The following is a 17,301-nucleotide window of genomic DNA, read 5'->3' as shown; positions in this document are numbered from 1 at the left end:
ATACCTTTATATCTTTATTCAGGTGTTCGTGAATTATTGCTGTTATTTTTTCTATTTCTTCTTTGTTGTTGGCTAGAATTCCAATGGTTTTGATATTTTCTATGTGAAGTAAGATGGACTTTTGGGTCTTCTTTTTCTTTGGCTTTTCCAAAGCATTTTTAACAAAATATTCCCTTACCCATTTCATTGTTTGTCTATTTATTAATCTATTTGGTTGAACACATTTTAAGGAATTCTTCTTCGCTTATCAAAGGAATCCCTAATTTTACTGCCTTTTCTTTCTTGCTTGGTCCCATCTCTTCGCCTTCAATGATGAAATCCAGATTTTTGGAAACCGATTTGCTGTATGACCCACCGTGGGATTCAATAAAATCTATGATTTCATCTCTTTTAAAATGGTTCAATTTTCCGGATGCAAGTATTTTTTTACCGGCTAGCTGTTGGCTTTCATTTCTTCTTTCTTCTTCGATTAATTCAAAACGAAGTCCTTTTTCTTTCAAATGCCTGATGATATGCCGGTTTCTTTTATTGGAGAAAAATGTCCTGATACTGTGCACCAATGTTTCTCCTACACCATTGATTTGCAATAGGGCTTCATCCGTTGCATTTTCAAGTTCATCTATATTTCTGAAATGCCTGGCCAACAAGATAGCAGTATTTTCACCAATATTTCTTATCCCCAGGGCAAACAGTACTTTTGGAAATGGCTGGGATAGAGAAAGTCTGATGCCTTCCATCATGTTTTTGATCACACCTTCCTGAAAAGTACTTCCTTTCAGCTTATTGATTGATTCTTCGGCATGCTCCGGTACATTCAGTTTGCCATGTATGATCAGGTCATGTAGGCTGCTTTTATTTTTGGATATTTTCAACATTTCTTCCACGCTGATATCCGACGAAGGCATCAAAACGAATAGTACGAAAGCAAGGGGTACAAAATCATCTATATTATCCAAGCGCTGGTTTTGGATCAATTCAAGCAGGTTTTTGAGTCGCTGTTCGCTTTCATGGGATTTTCTACCCTTATTTTGATGGCTATCCAAAAACAAACCGATTTTTTCTTCCTGACTGCTCGTTTCGTGAAACTGTAAAAATTCTTCGATTTCCTTTAAGGTGACCTGATGGGTCAGGGCATACAATGTTTTTTTAAGGCTCACGTACAAATGACCGTCACTGTTCTTGGTATATTGTTCATCTGAGATTTCCAGCCCCAGCAAATCATCTTTTTTGTCGGGTAAATCATAGAGATCAGAGGGGTCTTTTACGTATCCTTGCTCCACCAGTGCGCGCAGCCTTTCGGTACCCAGAGAGTCGATATCCATGGCCCTTTTGGAAACAAAATGTTCGATCCTTCCCAAAACTTGCGGAGGGCAACCGGATTCATTCGGACAAAAATGCTTGGCTTCTCCTTCTTTTCTTTCCAGAGGTGTACCACATTCGGGGCAAGCATCGATGTAAACGATGGGTTTACTGTTTATTGCTCTGCTTTCGGTGACTACCTGCGTGATTTTAGGAATAATTTCTCCTCCTTTTTCGACCAGCACCGAATCTCCCTCATGCAAGCCAAGTCTTTCAATTTCATTGGCATTGTGCAGGGAAGCCCTTTTGACGGTGGTTCCTGCTAAAGAGACAGGGGATAAATTGGCCACAGGGGTGATAGCGCCGGTTCTACCAACCTGATAAGTAATGGAAAGTAAAGTCGCGGCAGCGCTTTCTGCCTGGTACTTGTAGGCAATGGCCCACTTTGGGATTTTGGCCGTAAAGCCAAGTTCTTCCTGCTGGCGGTAATCATTTACTTTGAGTACCACGCCATCAGTTTCTACAGGCAAATCATGTCTTTTGTCCCGCCATTCATCGATATAAGCCAATACTTCATCCAGGTTTTTGCAGTTTCGGAAAGTAGGAGAAACGTTGAAGCCCCAATGTTGTAGTTTTTTTATGGCCTCGTGCTGTTTGGATAGGGACAAATCATCCGCTATCAACTGGTATACATAACAGTTTAGTCTTCTTTTTGCCACCACGGAAGAGTCTTGCATTTTCAAAGTGCCGGAGGCGGCATTTCTTGGATTGGCCAGCAAATTTTCTCCCTTGCGCTTTCGTTCCTGGTTGATTTTTTCAAAACCTTTTTTCGGTAAAAATATTTCACCCCTTACTTCCAAATAAGCTGGAAGGCTATTTTGATCCTTTATGCTTAATGGAACCGTGCGAATCGTTTTTACATTTGCTGTCACCACATCTCCTTTATACCCATCACCTCTGGTGACCGCCCGGATAAGCTGTCCCTGATCATACACCAGGCTAATGGCCACACCATCAAATTTCAATTCGCAAAAGTACTCATAGTCCCTGTGTCCCAAACCCTTGGCTACCCTCTCATCAAAGGCCATCAATTCTTCCTTGGAGTAGGTGTTTCCGAGCGAAAGCATACGTACAGCGTGTGTTGCCGTTTCAAAATTTTTGGTGATGCTTCCTCCAACCCGTTGCGTGGGACTATCTGTTTTTTTAAGTTCCGGGTATTGATTTTCAAGCTTGATCAACTCCTCTAAAAGTTGATCGAATTCATAATCACTGATAATAGACCGATCTTCCTGGTAGTACAGGTGATTGTGGTAATTGATGGTTTGCGTCAAATCAACCATCCGTTTTTCTGCTTCTTCCCTGCTTGGTTTATTCATTAAAAAAGATATAGCTATCTACTTTCAAATGTACAGTTTTTGCCCAAAATAACCTGATGGCATTTTGAAATTAGATCAATGTTTTCAAGTTTTTATTTCGATGGTAAAACAATCATTTAGTCCTCATCCAAAAATGCCTGTTTGATTTCCTCTTCTGTCATCTTTAATTTTTTCTTACATACTTTTACCAACTGACTGGCTTCTTTTACCAATTGTGTCAGTTCATCCATACCCTGATCTTCTTCTTCCAGTTTACCTACAATCATTTCCAATCTTTTCAGGGCTTCATCGTAGCCTGGTTCATCTTTCTTTTTATTCATTTTTGCTCTAATTTTTTGATAATAGATGTGATTTTCCTTTTTTGGCTAAAGGTTACCAATTCATCCCCTTCCTGAAGGCTCAGAAACTGAATGGGTATGCCATCCTTTTCAGTTTTGGTGTACCCTCGTGATAACAGATAATCCGGATTCAACCTGTTCAGGTTTCTTTCAAGCTGGTTCAATTTATCAAGGGCTTTGTTGGTGCAGGACTGGGCTGCTTTATGCAGGTATTTTTGATTATTGTCAACCTTAATGTTGTCTTTTTCAATTTTATGCAATGCCGCACGCATGGATTGTTGGGATAGGCGGTCTAAAAAAAGGGTTTTTTCATTTACTTTCCCCTGAAATAGATTCTTCAAGAGATGTGTTTTGTCCATTATGCCTTCTGATTCCTGTTTTATCCTACTCTGGACAAATCTTTCGATGCTGATCAGTTTGTGTTGGAGGTTTTCTTCAAATTCCCGGAATCCGGATAAAATAAAGCTGGCAACAGCCGTCGGGGTTTTAAGCTGGGTATGTGCTACCAGATCAGCTATAGACTCATCCCTTTCATGTCCGATGCCGGTTACAACAGGCAGTGCTGCATTGGCGATGGCTTTGGCCAATTCATATTCGTCAAAGCAGTCAAAATCCGTCTGTGCACCTCCGCCCCGGATCAATACTAATAGATCGAAGGCAGGACTTGCGGTTTCAATTTGTTGGATGGCGGCAATGATTTCTGCGGCTGCTGATTTGCCCTGCATAGCAGCCTGAAAGAGCTTATAATGAACTTTATACCCGTGGTTGTTTTGGTCCAATTGATTGATAAAATCTCCATAACCAGCAGCTGTAACCGAACTGATAATGGCAATTCTCTGGCTTACTGCCGGCAAGACAAATTGTCTGTTCAGATCAATTAAACTTTCTGATTTTAACCGGTCAATTACCTCCTGCCTCTTTCTTGCCCTTTCTCCAAGGGTGAAATTGGGATCTATATCTTTGACGACCAGACTGATGCCGTAAAGTTCGTGAAATTGAACATTGACCAAGGCAAGGATATTCATGCCACTTTTTAATGGCTGGCCAGTAGTGCCCTGAAACTTGTTTTTTATGGCTTGATAGGTGTAGGCCCATATATTCCCCCTCATTTTTGCCCGAATCTCACCATCTGTTTTTTCTACCAGGTCCAGGTAGGCATGCCCCCGGACAGCTTCTCTCAGTTCTCCAATTTCCGCAATGACCCAATAAGTAGGGGAGAGCTGTTTGTCCAGGCATTCCTTGATGATGGTATTCAGGGAAAATAATGTAATGGCTTGCTGCATGCCACAAATAAACAAAAAAAATAAGGATTGGAAATCAAAAAGGCAGACCTAAGACTGGAATTTTACATGATACCTGGAAGCGAAAACAAAAAAATCAATTTACTACAAACCGGGTTAGTCCTCATTTTCCCGGTCTCTGGAACCTCTTTCTCTCCTTTGCATTCTATAGATATGCCGTGTAAAATCCCGGTTTGCCTCATTCAATCTCAAAGATTGCACTGGAGATAAGGTTTCGGAAACCTTTTCCAGAAAGGTTTTCTCAGCGTTCAGGAGTTCCATTTGAATATCAAATCTGGCCTGTATCAGCTCCCTGGCTTCTTCATTGCTGATTTCACCTTCACTTTTCTTGGAAATATTGCGCATTTCTCTCATCATGGACATCCTGGCCTGCTCGTGTTCATTAAACAGTGGCCAGAATTTTTCAGCCTGTTCGGGCGTAATCGAAAGCCTGTTGGTAATAAAACCAATCCTGGCTGCATTGAGTTTTTCCCGATCAATATTGTTGTCCCTTTGGCCAAAAGCTGTCAGGGTAATGCCCATCATCAGCAAGACCATGATCCAGTTTTTCATATCAATACCAAATTTCTGTGTCATAATATTCTACTTCATCCCATTCCTGATTGCTCCATTCCTCCTCTGCGATAAGATCCAATAAATCATTCGGATGCTCTGCAAGAAGTAATACTTCCTCATCATCCCATACGCCAGTAGTTATGTAATACTCTACGTCGTCATTGATCTGGGTCTGAAGATCCACTTCCTCCATGGCTGTAAAGTCAATGGCCAATATCATAAAGCCAATCAGCAAAACAGCCGCCGCAGCGATTCCACTAATGTAATAGTGCTTGATCCGCTGTTTTCTTTTATTAAGGATGATATCCGGAAGATTTTCAAAGTAATTTTCCGGAGCCTTAAATATATTTTCTTTTGGAAATTTATTCATATACTTCTTTTAGACTGTTTATCTTCCCGAAGGTTTATTCCCGCTTCAGAATTTCTTCAATTTTTTTTACGGCATGGTGGTAACTGGCCTTAAGGCCACCTACACTTGTATCGGTCATTTTACTGATTTCTTCATAGGACAATTCCTCAAAATATTTGAGGTTAAAAACCAGTCTTTGTTTTTCAGGTAGCTTTAAAATGGCTTTTTGCAGTTGTCTTTGGATCTCATTACCATCCACCAAGGGGGATTCCTCGACGTAGGCTTTCATGACTTCATGGTGGTCTTCCATAGAAAAAAAGTTACGCCTCTTTTTCTTTTCCAGAAAATTCAGACTTTCGTTTACCGCTATCCGGTAGATCCATGTAAACAAGGTTGATTTGTGGTTGAACTGATGGATGTTTCTAAAAGCCTTTATAAAGGTGTTCTGAACCACATCATCGGCATCATCATGGATAACGACCATTTTTCTGACCATGCCATAGACCCTCTTCTGATAAGTTTCAACTAATATCCTGAACCCTTGATCCCTGGTTTGTGGATCATTGATCATTTCCAGAAGTTTTACATCGATTAAGGGAACCATTAGTTGCTTAGACTGGAAAAGGACATCTGGGTTTAATGCAGCAGTTGAAAAGAACGGGATAAATGTAAAATTTTTGTGATTTCCGTTTTCGATTGGGTTAATGGGCCCTTTGTAATCACCAAATTCCGGGCCGTCCTTAAATCAATTCATTGTGAAAGTGAATTTCCCCGCAAATAATCCTGCACTTCCATCTTTCTTTTCCCTTCAAGCTGCAGTTCCAAAATGGACAATGCTCCATTTGCAGTCTGGAAATGGATATAAGATTTGTTATCTGTTTTATATTCGCCAACATTTAAGCCAACGGGTTCATCGTCCAGGACCTCAGTTCGGAGTACTTTACAGGACTTTCCATTCAAAATACACCTGGCCCCTGGATAAGGCGAAAGCCCCCGTACCAGATGGTGTATGGCGGCGGCAGATTTGCTCCAATCAATTTCACAAGTTTCCCTGTAAATTTTCGGTGCCGGATGAAGTGCTTTGCTGTGGTCTTGCTTTTGGGGCCGGACATTATCTGTAGCGATTGCCTCCACTGTTTTCACCACCAGATTTGCGCCCCTTTGCATTAATCGTTCGTAAAGGCTACCAACATTATCATCAGGATAAATGGGCTCTTCTTCCTGAAAAAGGATATTTCCCGTATCAATCTCCTGCTGAAGAAAAAAAGTGGTGACTCCGGTTTTCGTTTCCCCATTGATCAGCACCCAATTGATGGGAGCTGCACCCCTGTAATCCGGCAAAAGCGAGGCATGTAGATTGAAAGTGCCTTTTGGGGGCATGGACCATACCAGCTCCGGAAGCATTCTAAAGGCCACTACTACCTGTAAATCTGCCCGGTAGGATTTTAATTCGGCCAGGAATGACTCATTTTTCAGATTTGGTGGTTGCAACACAGGGATGTCATGACGCTGTGCAAAGTCCTTTACAGGGGAAGGTTTTGCTTTTCTGCCTCTTCCCTGAGGCTTATCCACAGCCGTAATCACAGCCACCACGTTCCAGCCATTCTTCAGCAAAGACTCCAGAGGAGCAACTGCAAACTCTGGTGTTCCCATAAATATTATCCTGAGGTCCTTTTCCATGGTTCATTATTCGTAAATCAAATACTTTGCTCTGGTTCTGTTATAGGCTTTCAAATCTTCCTGCCAGGATTCCCTTATACTGGCCTCGCCCTTACCGTCCAAAATGGCTTTTCTCAATTGATCTGATCCTGCCAGTTTATCAAAAAAGTTATTGAAAAAATTCGGTCCATTATTGGCAATCCTGTATGCTTCCAACAAATGTGACAAAGTAAACCTGTGGGTCAGGGGCTCGTTTCTAAGGTCTTTACCATAACAAACCTTATTTTCCTGAGGGGGGTTTTTGGACATGCCTTCAATGCTGACAGGTGTAAAAGTGAAATCACCGAATTTGGGATCAGGATAACCATATACCTGAAAAGGAAAAAGGGTTCCTCTACCCAGGCTGATATTTGTCCCTTCAAAAAAACAAAGGGAGGGATACAGCCTGATGGACACATCATTGGGCAGGTTAGGAGAAGGTTTGATAGGCAGGGAATAATGAGAAGCATGATCCCACTGTGCCACCGGAATGATATCGATTTCGGCCTTGACCTTATTTTCTAACCAACCTTCGCCATTGATCATTTGAGCCAACTCGCCCACGGTAAGCCCATGGACTACGGGAATGGGATGCATGCCCACAAAACTTTCATATCCAGGTTGCAGAACAGGTCCGTCTACATAGTCCCCATTTGGATTGGGGCGATCCATGATCATTAGTTTTTTACCTTGTTCTGCACAGGCCTCCATCAAATAATGAAGGGTACTAATAAAGGTATAAAACCTGACGCCAACGTCCTGAATATCAAAAATAATGATATCCACATCCTGCAGTGCAGCTTTGGAGGGCTTTTTGGAGTCCCCATAAAGTGAGACCAGGGGTAAGCCTGTTTTTGGGTCAACCTGGTTTTCAACCTTTTCACCTGCATCGGCATCGCCCCTGAATCCATGCTCCGGAACAAAAACCTTTTTTACTTCAATCCCTTCCTGCAACAAAAAATCGACCAAATGCATGTTGTCACTTTGGGTCAATACGCTGGTTTGGTTAACCGCAAGGGCCACCCTTTTGCCGGTTAATTTAGGCAAATACATCTCAGGTCGGTCAGCACCCGGTATCGCTTTTCTGGAAAGAACTTCATTATCTGGCTGCCCGGTAATTTCTGCCCGGTTTTCTGCGCTTTGTTTGCAAAATGTCAGGTTTCCAAACAAAAAAGCCAGGATAAGTATTAATTTTAGGAGCTTCATATTAATTTGCGTTTCGGTTAACAAAATAAACGACTTCATTGAACCTTTCCTACTTCATTGCAAAAAGAATCAGTTTTAAAAAGACAGGAGGTTTCACCGGAACCATTCACAGGATCGCGGTAGCCAGCATTGCATTGGGGCTCTCTATCATGATCATTTCCTTCCTTATTCTGGGAGGTTTCCAGGAGGTGATTTCGAACAAGGTTTTTTCTTTCACCGGCCATTATCAGGTCAATCGATATGTAATGAGCCAGCCGCTGGACGAATCGCCTAGCAGCAAGGAAAGCAATTTTTATACAAATTACAGCAATCTGGATAAGATCCGACATGTTCAGGTGTATGCCAACAAGCCAGGCTTAATCAAGGGTGAGGAAGAAGTAGAGGGGGTAATGATGAAAGGAGTGGGGCCCGGTTTTGATTCCCTTTCTTTTAAATCTTCTCTGGTAAAGGGCCGGTTTATTCATTTCAACGAAAATGGTTCTGCAGCCAATGAAATCATTATCAGCACCAAAATTGCCCGAAAAATGCTGCTGGATGTCGGTGACCGGGTTACCATGTATTTCGTTCAGGACCCACCAAGGTTTAGGAGGATGGAGGTGGTTGGAATCTATGAAACCTTTCTGGAGGATTTTGATGACAAGATTGTGCTGGGGGATATACAGGTCATTCGGGTGCTTAATGACTGGGATAAATCGCAGGTAGGTGGTTTTGAAGTTTTTTTGAATGATCCACAGGATATTGATAGTTACGAGGAAGCCTTGTATAATTTTTTAGATTATGATTTAAGGCTGGTCAAGGTTACGGATAAATTCATTCAGATTTTTGATTGGTTGGAATTGTTGAATAACAATGTGTATGTGTTTTTGGCACTTATTCTTTTTGTCGCTGCCTTTAATATGGTGTCGATTCTTTTTATCCTGATCATGGAGCGAACACCTATGATCGGTCTATTAAAGGCATTGGGGGCGAAAAACAGGCAAATAAGGAATATTTTTATTTGGAATGGTGTCCGGATTATTGGCAGAGGTATGATATTGGGAAATATTATTGGCCTGGGCTTTGGTTGGATACAGGAGTATACCCAGCTGATCAAACTCAATCCGGAGAATTATTACATGAGTTTTGTACCGGTATTTTGGAATTGGCCGATAATCATTGGCCTGAATATCCTGATTCTTCTGATCACCACCGCCGTGTTGTTTATCCCTGCCATGATTACCAGCAATGTCAATCCAATCAAGTCTATTAAGTTTGACTGACCGTCTTGTATCCGAAAAAAATACTTTTCAGTTTCATATAAATGACACCAAATATGGCTTCCCTGAAAATGTGCTTGGACATTTTAGAAGAACCTCTGGTTCTGTCCGTAAAGATGATTGGCAATTCCACGATGTCAAAGCCAAGTTTCCAGGCAGTGAATTTCATTTCAATCTGAAAAGCGTATCCAATAAACCTGATTTTTTCCAGGTTGATCGCTTCCAAAACATTTCTATGATAACATATAAATCCAGCTGTGGTGTCCTTTATGGGAATACCTGTGATGAGCTGTACATATTTGCTGGCAAAAAATGACATCAATACCCTGCCCATTGGCCAATTGACCACATTCACACCAGATACATAACGAGAGCCTATCACCATGTCATGTCCTTCTTCAAACGCCTTGAGATACAGCCTGCTAAGGTCTTTTGGATCATGTGAAAAATCAGCATCCATTTCAAAAATATATTCGTAACCTTTGTTCAGGGCATAGGCGAAACCTTCCAGATAAGCCGTCCCCAAACCCAGCTTTCCTTTTCTTTCAATCAAATGGACCCTGTTGGAAAAATCAAATTGCAGGGCTTTTACCAGTGTGGCTGTGCCATCAGGGGACCCATCGTCAATTACCAATACTTCAAATCCTTCAGGAAGGTCCAGCACTGCCGTAACAATATCCTGGATATTCTCCTTTTCGTTGTAAGTTGGTATGATGACTAATTTTTTGCTATTCATATTTCAAAGTACAAAAGTAGAATATATAAACGTTTATTCTTTGAAAACGGAAAAAAATACGGTTTTGGAAAAGTTAAAAATCTTTAAAAAAACAATTTTGTGAGTATTATGGGTTGCCGTTGCAGCGTTTCATGTTGGATTTGGCAAGGAAATTACCGTTTAATGCTGCCGTTTCCAAATCAAGACAGGCTTGTCTTGGATTTTTATCTATCAGGCAAAGCGCTCTTCTTGCCAATGCCTCGTAATGTTTTGGATTTTTATCCAATACCTCATCGAAATCTTCAATGGCCCACTCTTTGTAACCCAGTTTCATCAAGGCAAAGCCCCTGTTATAATGTGCGCTCAGGTTGTCGGGTTCAATTTCCAGATATTTGTTAAAAGAAACGATGACCCCAAGACCATCTCCTGAATAAGCCTGGGCAATGCCTTTATAATAATGGGGCATGGCTTCCTCTGGTTTTAGCCGGATGGCTTCATCCAGAAATTCCACGGAACTTTTGAAGCGTCCGTTCTTTATCATGGCCCTGGAAAGAAAAAGCAGAATGTCATAATCCTTGGGGTCGTGCATGGCTGCCAATAAAAAATTTTTTTCCGCATCTTTCATGTCATCTTCTTCCCAGGCGATTTTCCCTATACCTGCATAGGCCTGGGCATAGGTTGGATCAAGACTCAGGATTCTGCGGTAATCCTGGATGGCTTTGTCATACATCTGTAACTCCTCATAAGACCTGGCTCTTAAATGCAAAGTCTTTAAATCTGTAGAACTGACAAATAATACCCTATTAAACTCTTGAATGGCCTCTTCATATCTGCCATTTTGATAAAGGGCTTCCGCATCCCTGAAACTGCCTATACATTGACTAAAAAGCAATGGAACAAAAAAGCAGACAAGTAGGGTAATGGCCAATGAAATTCTCATATATTAATAGATTAGTTTTAAATATACAGGAATTTCTTTTTTATTACAAAAAAACGGATATCATTTCGATCCAAAGGTGCAGAATACATCGTAAATGTATCCTATATTGTACGATTGGAAATTAAAAACATGATTTACAACCGATTGCAGGAAGCAAATCTTTTTTGATTTCCGAAAAGCATCATCAGCACTTGCAATAAGATAAAAAATCAGTTATTTTTTTTTATGGGCTATCCTACACGGCAGGATAGCCTTTTTTTATAATTTACCTTTTGTACTTGGCAACTGATCCAGGCCATGAGGATCTTTTTTTACTGCCATTTTAATGGCTCTTGCCAATCCCTTGAAAATGGCCTCAATTTTATGGTGTTCGTTTTCTCCGGAAGCCTGAATATTCAGGTTACATTTTGCCGTATCACTGAAAGATTTGAAAAAGTGAAAAAACATTTCCGTCGGCATATCACCGATTTTTTCCCGTTTAAAATCGGCATCCCATACCAGCCATGGCCTTCCTCCAAAATCTACTGCCACCTGTGCAAGGCAATCATCCATGGGTAAAAGGAAACCGTATCTGTATATTCCCTTTTTGTCACCCAGGGCCTTAAGGTATGCTTCACCCAATGCCAACCCTGTATCTTCAATGGTATGGTGCTCATCTATATGCAAATCGCCCTTTACTTTTATTTCCAAATCAGTGCCCCCATGTCTCGCCAGTTGATCCAACATGTGATCAAAAAAAGGAATGCCCGTGTGGATATCACTTTTGCCGGTTCCATCCAGGTTCAAACGAATTGAAATCTGGGTCTCTGAAGTTGACCTGTTCAGGCTTGATATTCTGGGAGGTAACTTCAAAAAACTGTAAATCTCGTCCCAGGAGTTGACACAAAGCTCAGCTCCTGAAACTTCTTCAGATCCAAAATAGATAGCCCGGGTTCCCAGGTTTTTTGCCAGCTGAACGTCTGTATTCCTGTCGCCGATCACGTAAGAATTTTCAAGATCAACATCCCCATTCATGTATTCTTGTAGCAAGCCGGTACCGGGTTTGCGTGTAGGGGCATTTTCATGCGGAAAGGTTTTGTCTATGTGTATGGCTTTGAATACCACTCCTTCCTGCTCCAGGGTTTTGAGCATCTTGTATTGCGCAGGCCAAAAGGAATCTTCCGGAAAGGATGAGGTTCCTAAACCATCCTGATTGGTAACCATCACCAGGTCAAAATCATTGTCTTCCGATAACTTGCTCAGGTTGGTAATGGCCCTGGGAATAAATTCTAATTTTTCGAGGCTATCTACCTGAAAATCTGTAGGAGGTTCCTTGATGATCGTACCGTCCCTGTCAATAAATAAAACCTTTCTCTTCATCTTAATTGTAATTTGGGGAGTTAGTCGTTTGCCTGAGTTTCTAACACTTCATTTAAGGCTTGTAACATTCGTTTGTTTTCACCTTCTGTGCCTACGGTTATTCTCAAACAATCGTCACAATGCTGAACTTTGGACCGGTCCCTGACTATTATTTTTTTGCCTATCAGCTGCTGATAAACCTTGTGGGCATCTGGAACTTTGACCAACAAAAAGTTTGCCTGCGAAGGAAAGACTTTTTCTACCCTGGAAATTTTTTCCAAATCCTTTATCAGTTTCTCTTTTTGCTTTAAAATATCCTGTACCATCCCATCGAGCTTGTCCATATTGCCCATGGCCTGCAGTACGGTTTGCTGGGTAAGTCCGCTCACATTGTAGGGGGGTTTGATTTTATTGAGAATCGCAATGATTTCGCTTGATGCATAGGCCATTCCCAATCTCAATGCAGCAAGCCCCCATGCTTTGGATAAGGTTTGCAAGACCAAAAGATTTGGATACCGATCGAGTTCTTCAGAAAAACTAGGCTCATCGCTAAAATCAATATAGGCTTCATCTACCACCAACAGGCCATCGAAACCTTTTAGGATTTTATAGATGGCATCCCTATTCAGTTTGTTCCCACTGGGATTATTGGGCGAACAAATAAAGATGATTTTGGTATGGGCATCCACGGCTTGAAGGACTTCATCTTCCCGTATTTGAAAATCGGTAGTTAAGGGAACCTTCACGACCCTGGTATCATTAATGCCCGCACTGACTTCATACATGCCATAAGTAGGAGGGAGGATGATTACATTATCCATTCCTGGCCTGCAGAAAGCCCTGAAGAGCAAATCAATCGCTTCATCGCTGCCGTTTCCCAAAAACATGTTTTCTGCAGGCACTTTCTTGATCTGGGAAAGCCTTGTTTTGAGTGCGATCTGATAGGGGTCAGGGTAACGGTTGTAAGCCTCCCTGGTGATGGACCCCAGTGGGTTTTCATTGGCATCCAGAAAAACGCCTTCCTTTCCCGTGTATTCATCCCTGGCAGAGGAATAAGGCTTAAGTGCGGCTATGTGAGGCCGCAACAGCTTTGTTAGGTCAAAAGCCATGTCATTCATTTTTGGAGAGGTACTTTAAACGAACGCTTACTGCATTTTTGTGGGCCTGCAGATTTTCATTTTCTGCCATGATCTCTATGGTTGGTCCCAATGCTTTAATCCCCGCTGCAGTGATTTTCTGATAGGTGATCTTTTTTACAAAACTATCCAGTGATACTCCTGAATAGCTCCTGGCATAGCCATTGGTAGGCAAGGTGTGGTTGGTTCCTGAAGCATAGTCCCCTGCGGACTCAGGGGTATAGTTACCAATAAAAACAGACCCTGCATTAACAACCCGGGAAACAGCTTTGTCTTCATCTTTTACTGAAATGATCAGGTGCTCCGGAGCATAAGCATTGATCAGGTCCATGGCTTTGTCAGGATTACCCATAACCACAGCCACACTGTTTTCCAGTGCTTTTTTGGCTATTTTGTGACGAGGAAGAGTTTCCAGCTGTATTTCCACACATTTAATGACTTTTTTTACAAATTTCTCGGTAGGGCAAACCAAAACTACCTGACTATCTATTCCATGTTCTGCCTGGGATAGCAGGTCAGCCGCCACGAATTCAGGAATGGCAGTTTCATCGGCATATACCAGCACTTCTGAAGGCCCGGCGGGCATATCTATTGCCACACCCTGTTTTGTTGCCAATTGTTTGGCGGCGGTAACATACTGGTTACCGGGTCCAAAAATTTTGTCCACCCTGGGAACAGATGCAGTACCATAAGTCATGGCAGCAATGGCCTGTGCCCCTCCAGCTTTTACAATCTTGTCAATGCCTATCATTTTTGCAGTAAACAAAATAGCGGGATGGATTTCCCCCTTGGTATCCGGAGGTGTGCACAAAACAATTTCCTGACATCCTGCTAATTTAGCTGGTACCCCCAACATCAAAACCGTGGAAAATAAAGGAGCAGTACCCCCTGGAATGTATAAGCCAACTTTTTGAATGGGGACACTCCTTCTCATACAGGTCACACCGTCCATGATTTCAGAACTAATGGGCGGTGCTTCCTGAAGTTTATGAAATTTTTCTATGTTGATTTTTGCTGTCTGAATGGCATCTTTTAAACCGGCATCTATCTTTTGCCCTGCAGTATCCAAAGCTTCCCTGTCTACCAAAAGGCTTTCAATTTCTACGTGGTCATATTCCAAAGCAAATTTTCTCAAAGCCTTATCGCCCTGACGCTTTACTTTTTTCATGATCGGTTTTACGATCTTTTCAATATCCTTCATTTTTTGAACCGGCCTGGCCAGTTCTTTACTCCAGGTATTGATGTCAGGATTAACCAGGATTTTCATATGGTTATTATTGTTTTTAGCGGTCATATGGAATCTTTGACGATTAAAATAATCATTTTCCGGTGGGATTAATGATTATTTTAATCGTGTCGATTTCATGTTATATCAAATTTTATTCAGCCCTTCGATTGTTTTACAGGGAAAGTTTTGAAATCAGCTGTGTCCCGAAAAAGGCCTAAAAGGCTTTGCTCACTTCAGTAAACAGCTGCTTTATATTACCATTTTTTCTATGGGCACCACGAGGATTCCCTGTGCACCAGCAGCCCTTAATTCCTCTATATTTTCCCAAAATTGATCCTCGCTGATAACAGAATGTACCGATGACCAGCCTTTCTCGGCCAATGGTAAAATTGTTGGGCTGCGCATGCCGGGAATCAGGGAAACAATGCGTTCCAAAGATTCATTTGGTGCATTTAAAAGGACATATTTGTTTTTCTTGCCTTTTTGAACCGCATCCATTCTGAAGAGCAACTTTTCAACGGTTTGTTGCTTTTCACTTGAAATGCCCTTATGGCATATCAGAACTGCTTCCGACTGGAAAATTTCCTCAACTTCTTTAAGGCCGTTCATCATCAAAGTAGACCCCGAGCTGACAATATCGCAAATACCTTCTGCCAATCCTATGCTGGGAGCAATCTCTACGGAGCCACTGATTTCATGGATATCAGCCTTTATTTGCCTGGAATGCAGGTAATCGCCAAGTATTTGCGGATATGATGTTGCGATGCTTTTGCCTTCAAAATAACTTACCCCGGTATAGCTTTCTCCTTTAGGGATGGCAAGCGACAACCTGCATTTGGAAAAACCCAGTTTTTTAAGGATATCAATGGCCTTGTTTTTTTCAACCACCTCGTTTTCTCCGACAATGCCCAGGTCAGCTACTCCATCCGCTACATAACCAGGAATATCATCATCCCTTAAAAACAAAAATTCGATGGGGAAGTTGGTGGATGTGGACTTTAATTTCCCTGTTCCATTGTAAAATTTTATGCCACACTCTTTGATTAATTTCAGCGATTCCTCACTTAATCGTCCGCTTTTTTGAACAGCAATTCTGATTATATTTTCCATGTAATTCGGTTACAAAATGACTTTTAATAAATCGTATTCATTTTTGATTGAAAAAGTGCTTTAGGATTCTAAGCTACTTTTTGGAACTGATATGATTATCATGATGCCTGAGGACATTTGAAAGAGGAAAAATTATGGAATTAAGGTATGTGTTCTGTAGGTTCATCATGAGAAGGCAAATTTAAGGAGCTATTGTCAACATACAAAATAAATGCCGCTATACGACACAAAAAAGAGGCTCCTCGGGAGCCTCTAAAACAATAAACCAACTTAACCAAAAAACCTTTTAACCAAATTATCGAATCTGCTAAAAATAAAGTTCAAAAATTAATTATATAAATAAAATTCATTCACTATTCTTTCGTAATTGACAATGTCCTTATAAGGAGACTTGCTGCTGATTTGCTCTATAGACCGTTTTAAGAGCAATTTATTCACAAGGCTGGTGCTCATGACATTTTTAACCTTGAGGCTATCAGTATTCAAGACTTTCGTGAAATATTGGCCCCCAAAAGAATTTTTCATCAGCAACTCATTCGCTTGATTCAACATATCCAATCCTTTTTTTTTATCCATCCAATCAAAAAAAGTGGCATTTTTACGTGCAATCAGGGGTTTCGCCTTTTTTAACCATTTTTTATTGATTTCCATCTTGTTTTCAATGATCTGATATATGTCTGACAGATCAAAGGAAATGACCAGCTCGTGATGGTTTAGCCAATTTAGAAATTCTCCTTTTATGGAAAGGTCAATGAGTACTTTAGGAGCGGTAAGTTCTGGGCTTTCCGGATCTTGCGACAATACCGACTCCAAATCTTCCAGTGTTGATATCAAAATGTCATTTTCCTGCAGTACGTTTTTGATTTGGTCGAATGGTTCAAAAATGAAGTTTTTCAACTCCCTGCCTTTCAGGCTAGAAAAGGATTTAATGCTGCTCTCCACAATAGATATATTCGTGAAACCTTTTTCAGTCAGACTCTGGAAAATCCGTCTGCCCAAAGCGTTGAAACCAATAATGGCGATTTTGGGAGTTTTAACTTTCCTGATCAACTCGGTTACCATGTCTGATACTGTGTAAGAGATCGAAAAATTCGGAAATTGAAAACTCACTTCGTTTTTGATTTCATTATTTGTACTTATCAGGTGGCTCCACCACTGTTCGAGTAGTTCACCAGTCATCCCAAACTGGGAAGCGATAGAAAATGCCGTAATAAATTGAGGGAAAAGGGGAACTGAACCATAGGTTGAAGCTTGTACTCCAAAACAAAGTTCAGTTAAATGTGCGAGGGACCTTTCTTCATTACAGGAATGCTGAAACAAGTTGGCTTCGGGAAAATCGTTCTGAGCCTTAATGCTAACAATGGCAGCATATATGGCATCATCCAATGCTTCCGAGCTGTAATAAAGAATTTCTGTTCTTTCCGGAATAGACAAAACAAAGGCCTCTTTAATGGCA

General features: G+C 41.2%; 16 protein-coding genes and 1 pseudogene. 1 reads left to right on the top strand and 16 read right to left on the bottom strand.

What is annotated here, in order from left to right; translation table 11 throughout:
* The 9 genes and pseudogenes from HUJ21_RS22905 to HUJ21_RS22865 all read right to left on the bottom strand — a co-directional run.
* Positions 1-187: pseudogene (locus HUJ21_RS22905) on the bottom strand (hypothetical protein); the annotation flags it as partial.
* A 19-nt stretch (positions 188-206) separates the two neighbouring features.
* Positions 207-2,675, bottom strand: coding sequence for an NAD-dependent DNA ligase LigA (ligA, locus tag HUJ21_RS22900; protein ID WP_291373146.1), 2,469 nt, complete (start codon positions 2,673-2,675; stop codon positions 207-209).
* A 116-nt stretch (positions 2,676-2,791) separates the two neighbouring features.
* A complete protein-coding gene (gene xseB, locus HUJ21_RS22895) occupies positions 2,792-2,995 on the bottom strand; it encodes an exodeoxyribonuclease VII small subunit (RefSeq protein ID WP_291373144.1) in 204 nt (67 codons plus the stop codon).
* Complete coding sequence (gene xseA / locus HUJ21_RS22890; protein WP_291373143.1) at positions 2,992-4,296, bottom strand: exodeoxyribonuclease VII large subunit; 1,305 nt, start codon at positions 4,294-4,296, stop codon at positions 2,992-2,994. Before xseA ends, xseB begins: the two co-directional genes overlap by 4 nt.
* Before the next feature lie 114 nt (positions 4,297-4,410).
* The gene (locus HUJ21_RS22885; protein WP_291373142.1) at positions 4,411-4,866 is read right to left on the bottom strand and encodes a Spy/CpxP family protein refolding chaperone; all 456 of its coding nucleotides are present in this window, start codon (positions 4,864-4,866) and stop codon (positions 4,411-4,413) included.
* Position 4,867: 1 nt separating this feature from the next.
* Complete coding sequence (locus HUJ21_RS22880) at positions 4,868-5,239, bottom strand: hypothetical protein (protein WP_291373140.1); 372 nt, start codon at positions 5,237-5,239, stop codon at positions 4,868-4,870.
* Positions 5,240-5,273: 34 nt separating this feature from the next.
* On the bottom strand, positions 5,274-5,822 hold the full coding sequence (locus tag HUJ21_RS22875) for a sigma-70 family RNA polymerase sigma factor (RefSeq protein WP_291373139.1): 549 nt from the start codon (positions 5,820-5,822) through the stop codon (positions 5,274-5,276).
* Positions 5,823-5,968: 146 nt separating this feature from the next.
* Complete coding sequence (fmt, locus tag HUJ21_RS22870) at positions 5,969-6,898, bottom strand: methionyl-tRNA formyltransferase (RefSeq protein ID WP_291373137.1); 930 nt, start codon at positions 6,896-6,898, stop codon at positions 5,969-5,971.
* 6 nt (positions 6,899-6,904) lie between these two features.
* Entirely contained in the window at positions 6,905-8,122 is a 1,218-nt protein-coding gene (locus HUJ21_RS22865) for a DUF1343 domain-containing protein (protein WP_291373136.1), read from the bottom strand.
* Between the two features lie 38 nt (positions 8,123-8,160).
* Between HUJ21_RS22865 and HUJ21_RS22860 the strand changes: the two genes are divergently transcribed.
* Positions 8,161-9,381 carry an FtsX-like permease family protein gene (locus HUJ21_RS22860; RefSeq protein ID WP_291373134.1) on the top strand — a complete coding sequence of 407 codons (1,221 nt, stop codon included), beginning with the start codon at positions 8,161-8,163 and terminating at the stop codon, positions 9,379-9,381.
* Here the strand turns inward: HUJ21_RS22860 and HUJ21_RS22855 are convergent.
* The 7 genes from HUJ21_RS22855 to HUJ21_RS22825 form a co-directional block, all read right to left on the bottom strand.
* Positions 9,368-10,114, bottom strand: a complete 747-nt coding sequence (locus tag HUJ21_RS22855; RefSeq protein ID WP_291373132.1) for a polyprenol monophosphomannose synthase — start codon at positions 10,112-10,114, stop codon at positions 9,368-9,370. The two genes, HUJ21_RS22860 and HUJ21_RS22855, sit on opposite strands and share 14 nt — an antisense overlap.
* A gap of 106 nt (positions 10,115-10,220) precedes the next feature.
* Complete coding sequence (locus HUJ21_RS22850) at positions 10,221-11,033, bottom strand: tetratricopeptide repeat protein (protein WP_291373130.1); 813 nt, start codon at positions 11,031-11,033, stop codon at positions 10,221-10,223.
* 258 nt (positions 11,034-11,291) lie between these two features.
* Complete coding sequence (hisB, locus tag HUJ21_RS22845; RefSeq protein WP_291373127.1) at positions 11,292-12,392, bottom strand: bifunctional histidinol-phosphatase/imidazoleglycerol-phosphate dehydratase HisB; 1,101 nt, start codon at positions 12,390-12,392, stop codon at positions 11,292-11,294.
* A 20-nt stretch (positions 12,393-12,412) separates the two neighbouring features.
* Entirely contained in the window at positions 12,413-13,480 is a 1,068-nt protein-coding gene (gene hisC, locus HUJ21_RS22840) for a histidinol-phosphate transaminase (protein WP_291373125.1), read from the bottom strand.
* A 1-nt stretch (position 13,481) separates the two neighbouring features.
* A complete protein-coding gene (gene hisD / locus HUJ21_RS22835) occupies positions 13,482-14,774 on the bottom strand; it encodes a histidinol dehydrogenase (protein ID WP_291373123.1) in 1,293 nt (430 codons plus the stop codon).
* 210 nt (positions 14,775-14,984) lie between these two features.
* On the bottom strand, positions 14,985-15,845 hold the full coding sequence (gene hisG, locus HUJ21_RS22830) for an ATP phosphoribosyltransferase (RefSeq protein ID WP_291373121.1): 861 nt from the start codon (positions 15,843-15,845) through the stop codon (positions 14,985-14,987).
* A gap of 327 nt (positions 15,846-16,172) precedes the next feature.
* Positions 16,173-17,301: hypothetical protein (locus tag HUJ21_RS22825; RefSeq protein WP_291373120.1), on the bottom strand; the 1,129-nt coding region annotated here is incomplete at its 5' end.

The organism is Cyclobacterium sp. (genome assembly GCF_014762705.1).
Taxonomy (GTDB): Bacteria; Bacteroidota; Bacteroidia; order Cytophagales; family Cyclobacteriaceae; genus Cyclobacterium.
Note: the sequence above shows the minus strand (reverse complement) of the source record. Positions and strands in the feature narration are given on the sequence as shown.

Bases quoted from the DNA above. Each gene is read 5' to 3' on its own strand.
- fmt (WP_291373137.1), bottom strand. From the start codon at position 6,898: ATGGAAAAGGACCTCAGGATAATATTTATGGGAACACCAGAGTTTGCA.
- ligA (WP_291373146.1), bottom strand. From the start codon at position 2,675: ATGAATAAACCAAGCAGGGAAGAAGCAGAAAAACGGATGGTTGATTTG.
- HUJ21_RS22850 (WP_291373130.1), bottom strand. From the start codon at position 11,033: ATGAGAATTTCATTGGCCATTACCCTACTTGTCTGCTTTTTTGTTCCA.
- hisC (WP_291373125.1), bottom strand. From the start codon at position 13,480: ATGGCTTTTGACCTAACAAAGCTGTTGCGGCCTCACATAGCCGCACTT.
- HUJ21_RS22885 (WP_291373142.1), bottom strand. From the start codon at position 4,866: ATGAAAAACTGGATCATGGTCTTGCTGATGATGGGCATTACCCTGACA.
- HUJ21_RS22865 (WP_291373136.1), bottom strand. From the start codon at position 8,122: ATGAAGCTCCTAAAATTAATACTTATCCTGGCTTTTTTGTTTGGAAAC.
- xseA (WP_291373143.1), bottom strand. From the start codon at position 4,296: ATGCAGCAAGCCATTACATTATTTTCCCTGAATACCATCATCAAGGAA.
- HUJ21_RS22880 (WP_291373140.1), bottom strand. From the start codon at position 5,239: ATGAATAAATTTCCAAAAGAAAATATATTTAAGGCTCCGGAAAATTAC.
- HUJ21_RS22855 (WP_291373132.1), bottom strand. From the start codon at position 10,114: ATGAATAGCAAAAAATTAGTCATCATACCAACTTACAACGAAAAGGAG.
- xseB (WP_291373144.1), bottom strand. From the start codon at position 2,995: ATGAATAAAAAGAAAGATGAACCAGGCTACGATGAAGCCCTGAAAAGA.
- hisB (WP_291373127.1), bottom strand. From the start codon at position 12,392: ATGAAGAGAAAGGTTTTATTTATTGACAGGGACGGTACGATCATCAAG.
- hisG (WP_291373121.1), bottom strand. From the start codon at position 15,845: ATGGAAAATATAATCAGAATTGCTGTTCAAAAAAGCGGACGATTAAGT.
- HUJ21_RS22875 (WP_291373139.1), bottom strand. From the start codon at position 5,822: ATGGTTCCCTTAATCGATGTAAAACTTCTGGAAATGATCAATGATCCA.
- hisD (WP_291373123.1), bottom strand. From the start codon at position 14,774: ATGAAAATCCTGGTTAATCCTGACATCAATACCTGGAGTAAAGAACTG.